2 protein-coding genes and 1 pseudogene are annotated in these 5,302 nt (G+C 55.7%); all 3 read left to right on the forward strand.

Going from position 1 to position 5,302, the window contains the following annotated elements:
* Nucleotides 1-67: 67 nt before the first annotated feature.
* Entirely contained in the window at nucleotides 68-4,534 is a 4,467-nt protein-coding gene (locus AACV02_RS15245; protein WP_119735302.1) for an RHS repeat-associated core domain-containing protein, read from the forward strand.
* A gap of 18 nt (nucleotides 4,535-4,552) precedes the next feature.
* The gene (locus tag AACV02_RS15250; RefSeq protein WP_119735303.1) at nucleotides 4,553-5,152 is read left to right on the forward strand and encodes a hypothetical protein; all 600 of its coding nucleotides are present in this window, start codon (nucleotides 4,553-4,555) and stop codon (nucleotides 5,150-5,152) included.
* A gap of 39 nt (nucleotides 5,153-5,191) precedes the next feature.
* A pseudogene (locus AACV02_RS15255) lies at nucleotides 5,192-5,302 on the forward strand (DUF1795 domain-containing protein); the annotation flags it as partial.

A 5,302-nucleotide genomic window follows, 5' to 3' on the forward strand; every position in this document is an offset into this window, starting at 1 on the left:
AGCGGCGCATTGGGCATTGATAAAAAATTCGCTGTCGTTCGACGCTATTTCTTGATGAGCAGCCTGCATGTCTGACGCGTTATGGGCGGCCCGAATGGGCGATGCGCTGTCCCACACCTCGATGATGGCGGACATCCTCGGTGGTGTGTTGGAAGTGGCGGCCAATATCGCGATCACTGCGGCGGCGACCGCTGCCGTGGTGGCCGCTACCGGTATCACCGTCGCGACGGGAGGCCTGGGTGCCTGCCTACTTGGCGCAGTGGTTGGTGTGGTGGTTGGCCTTGCCATGAGCAAGACAGGGGCTGACAAAGGTCTGAGTAACATGTGCGAGGGCATCGCTAACGCGCTGTTTCCCCCCATGGTCATGGCCACGATACTTAGCGGTTCTACCGATACGTTGATCAATTCGACACCCGCTGCCAGAGCGGCTGGAGCGGTGCCGTCCCATGTCTCCCCCTCGGGCACGGAAAGTGAGCAACCGCCAGCCGCTCAGGAGAACCCCGAAGATCCGAGCTATCTGGATATGGCCAAGGGTTTTTTCTCGCAGATGTGGCGCCCCACGGTCGCAACCCCTGCACCCGGTGCTGTACCAAAACCGCTGGACCTGGTGACCTGCATGAAGCATCCGCCGATGCCACCGCAGCTCCTCGCCGAGGGCTCAGAAAAGGTTACGGTCAATAGCCAGCCCGCCGTACGTAGCGGCGACCGCAGTACATGCGATGCGACCGTCGTATCGTCCGGTCTTATATCGCCAAACGTGACCATCGGCGGCGGTTCAGTCGTTGTGCGTGAAATACGCAGTGGTAAGACGCCAGGTGTCGGTCTGGCTGTTACCGCGCTAATGATGCTTAAAGGTAGCAAAGGCAAGTTTCTCAGCAACCTACCCTGCATGTTGCTTGGTGGCGTGAGTTCCTATGCAGTCAGCCAGGCAGTCAACGCCGTGGCCAATGCCGCCATTGGCTCACCCAATCCTGTTCATGCGGCAACAGGCGCCAAAGTTCTCGGCGCCGAAGATGAACTGGACTTTGTCTTGCCGGGAACACTGCCCATTGAGTGGCAGCGCGTCTACAACAGTCGCGACGAGCGACGAGACGGTTTGTTTGGCGCAGGCTGGAGCGTTGCCTACGAAATCAGCGTGCAGGTTCTTGAGCATCCGGATGGTGGCGACCGACTGCTCTACATTGATGAGCAGGGACGCCGCATCGACATGGGCTCAATTGCTCTTGGAAGTGCAGTATTCAGCACAGGTGAGGGGCTTGCCGTACGAAGGAATAGCAATGGTCAATTGCTGATTGAAAGCGCCGATGGTGTGTATCGCTTGTTCGAACCCACCCCGCAGGCGCCTGCACGGCTGCGGCTGGCGCAACTGGGCGACCGCAACGACAACCGTATTTACCTGGACTATGACAATAGCGGTCGACTGAAACACCTTCGTGACACGCTGGACCAAGTTCGTATCGAGTTGAGCTATCACCTGGGCCGCCTGAGCCAAGTCGAACGCCTCTATAGCGATCAACGACGCGAGGTGTTGGTTAATTATTCCTACACTACCAGCACGGATTTGGCTGAAGTCCGTGATGCGAGCGGCCAGGTCCAGCGCCGCTTTGCCTACGACACCGGGCGACGGATGATTGAGCATCAATTGCCCGCTGGCCTACGCTGTTTTTACCAATGGGCCTGCATAGACGACTTGGAGTGGCGGGTTGTCCAGCATTGGACAGAGGATGGCGACCTCTATCGCTTCGACTATGACCTGAAGTCGGGAACTACCCGTATCACCGACGGCCTTGGCCGGGTCAGTACGCGCAAATGGAATCGTCAGTTTCAAATTATCCAGTTCACCGATGCGCTCGATCAGACCTGGCTTTTCGATTGGAACGAAGAACGCCAGTTCATCGGTGCAACGGATCCCCAAGGTGGGCGCTACGAACTCAGTTATGACGATACCGGTAACTTGACTGGCAGCCTCGATCCACTGGGGCGCAACGAGTCCACAACCTGGCTGGAACATTGGGCGTTGCCGGTATCAGGCACTGACAGTGAGGGAAACTCCTGGCAGTTGCGCTACGACCAACGAGGTAACTGCATCGCTGAGACGGACCCTCAGGGCCACGTCACGCAATATCGTTATGACAATTGCGGGCAATTGGTGGAGATCATCGATGCGGCCGGAAAAAGTAAAAAGCTGCGTTGGAACCCCTTCGGCCAGCTCATTGAGCATATTGACTGCTCCGGTTACCCGACTCGTTTCAATTACGACGAAAGAGGCTATTTGCAAGCCATCACCGATGCACTGGGTGAACGAACGACCTTTGTTTGCGATGTGCGGGGCCTGGTGCTGAGTACCGAGCTGCCTGACGGCCGCGTTGAACATTTCCAACGCGATGGCAGCGGTCAATTGATCGCCCATACCGACTTCGCCGGGCACTCTACGTACTATCAACGGAATCGCCAGGGGCAGGTTTGCCAACGCCTCGATGCGCACGGGCGCCAAGTTAACTTTGCCTACGACAGCTATGGCCGCCTTCAAACCCTGACCAACGAAAACGGTGAGCGATATCGCATCGCCTGGGATGCCAACGACCGCGTAGCTGAACAGCAAGACTTGGATGGTAGCGTGCGCCGCTATCACTATGACGCACTGAACAACATCACACGGATGGAAGCTATTCCAGCACCTCACGGTAGCGGGATGGCACTGGTCTCAATAACGCCCGAAGCACCTATCGTGCATTGCTTTGAGCGCGACGCGTCAGGGCGTCTGGTGGCAAAGGTCACCGATGATGGACGAACGGAATACACCTACGACTCGCTGGACCAACTCAAGGCCATCACGTTTACCGACAATGCCGGTGAGCACCAAACGATCAACTTCGGCTACGACACGGTTGGTCAACTGATCGAAGAGAGGAGCGCCGCAGGAGTACTTCAGCATCATTACGACGAACTTGGAAACCTGAGCCAAACTCACTTGCCTGACGGACGCTGGCTCAATCGGCTGCACTACGGCAGTGGGCACCTCCATCAGATCAACCTCGACGGGCAGGTCATCAGCGACTTCGAGCGCGACCGCCTGCACCGCGAAGTACTACGTACCCAGGGCCACCTCAGCACTCGTCACTATTATGACCGCTGTGGGCGCTTGCGCGCTCGTGAGCAAGGCCAGATCACTCGGGGATCAGTACTTCCTGCAGCGGTACAGAAGCAGTTCGAGTACGACCCCGCCGATAATCTAATTGGCAAACTTGAGCAACAGTCTAGCGGCCAGCGCAGACAACTGCTGCACTACGACGCCACCGACCGGGTAGTCGCCAGCCAAGACAATCTCGTGGGCCAGCGCGAAACCTATTCCTACGATGCAGCCGCGAACCTTCTCGACGGCCCGCGACCTGGGGCGGGGCTGGTGCAGCACAACAAACTCCTGACGTTTCAGGACAAACGTTATCGTTACGACGGTTTCGGTCGAATGATCGAAAAACGCAGCGCCAATCGTGGTGTCCAGCGCTTCACCTATGACGCCGAACATCGTTTGATTGAAGTGCACAACGAGCACGGCGGGCAGCGGTCAGTCGTCAGGATGACCTATGACCCCTTAGGAAGACGAACAGCCAAGGCCACCCACGATGGGAATGGCTATTTGTTGAGCGAGACCCGCTTCACCTGGGACGGACTGCGCTTGCTCCAGGAACACAAGCATGCCCAGACCAGCCTTTACATCTACAAGGACGAAGGCCACGAACCGCTGGCACGCGTTGATGGTAGCGGCGCCCAGCAGAAAGTCCGCTATTACCACAATGACCTCAATGGCCTGCCCGAGCTGCTCTCGGAAGCAGAAGGTCAGACCGTCTGGCATGCCAGCTATCAGATTTGGGGAAATACAGTTCAGGAAACACGTGAACCCTACTATATCGAAGAACAAAACCTGAGGTTCCAAGGCCAGTACCTGGACAGAGAAACCGGCCTGCATCACAACATATTCCGCTTCTATGACCCGGATATCGGCCGCTTCACTACTCCCGATCCCATCGGGCTCGCAGGGGGGCTAAACCTTTACCTGTACTCAACCAATCCACAGACCTGGATCGACCCTTACGGATTAAGTCCCGAAGACTTGATGCGTTACAAACCCAAGGCATCTATCACACCGGAAGCCGGTGATCGTGCAACGGCGATCAACCGGGCATGGGGGCAGGAACGAGAGTTGGTAGCACGTGGTGGCGGATCAAGAAATTGGACAGCCCCCGAACGCGAAATGATCAAGAACACCACGAACAATGCTCAACTCAATTCTAAGATGTCAAAAGCAGGGTATACCGGACACCATATCAATAGCGTCAAGGGCAATGGTGCATTGGGCCCGTCGTGGAAAGGTGACCCGAGGAACATCGTATTCTTGCAGAACGCCAAACACCCCAGTGGTGTAGACGAGCATATGAATAGCCCTCAAGGACACCGTAAGAGCTATACCAGGGCAAGCAAGGGACGATTGATCGACCGTGTTAACACTCCCGGAAAGCCGGGCTGTGGTAAATAATTTTCTGCTGGAGAAGACATGAGCGCACTAGATAATTCACTCAATGAACTGCGCCGGGTCCACAAGAAATTTGATCTTGAGGGCAGCTTTGAAACCAACCGACAGGCAAACGCCAAATGGCCAAAGACACTGGCCCACTCTGCCGAGACTGACTATTTCTACGATAATTGCGAACCGGTCGACGTGGAGATTGAAACCGGTACCACGCCAATCTGCTTCTTCGATTTGAGCAAGATAGAAGATGCCCAGGTTGGCTATAAATGGATGGGCGATTCGAACAAAACAGAAATCAACGAGGACTGGCTCGATGATTACTTAGTGCTTATGGATGATATGGGTGGCGGTAAACCCATCATTGCAATCACGAGCACCATTGGTACACCCGTGTGGGCGAGCTACGACGCGGTCGACCCTTTCAAGATCGCCGATACACTGGCCGATTTCTTTTTGGCGTTTGCCAAACTGATTGAGATCGTCCATGGCGAGTACGATATTTTTGGTATCTATAACGATGACGATACGCTATCGACGGCCTTTAGAGAGCGGTTGATTGAGGAGGTCAGCCCTTTGCTCGGAACGGAAAATTTCGAACGCTTTTTTGATTACTTCTATGGCTAAGGGTTGCCCAAGGCTATGGCGCTGATAAGTCCAGCTGGGCAATACCAAGGTGTTCCAGTGCTGCCGGGCACACGCAAGATGCTCGCCTTGAGTTATGTGAAGGCTGACACGCTTGGTGATGCGGAAGCGGCGCATTGGGCATTGATAAAA

The sequence above is a fragment of the Pseudomonas sp. Larv2_ips genome (genome assembly GCF_963879675.1).
In the GTDB taxonomy this organism is placed as follows: domain Bacteria; phylum Pseudomonadota; class Gammaproteobacteria; order Pseudomonadales; family Pseudomonadaceae; genus Aquipseudomonas.

What these genes read in the sequence shown, in the direction of transcription:
- AACV02_RS15250 (WP_119735303.1), top strand. Translation starts at nt 4,553, where the DNA reads ATGAGCGCACTAGATAATTCACTCAATGAACTGCGCCGGGTCCACAAG.
- AACV02_RS15245 (WP_119735302.1), top strand. Translation starts at nt 68, where the DNA reads ATGTCTGACGCGTTATGGGCGGCCCGAATGGGCGATGCGCTGTCCCAC.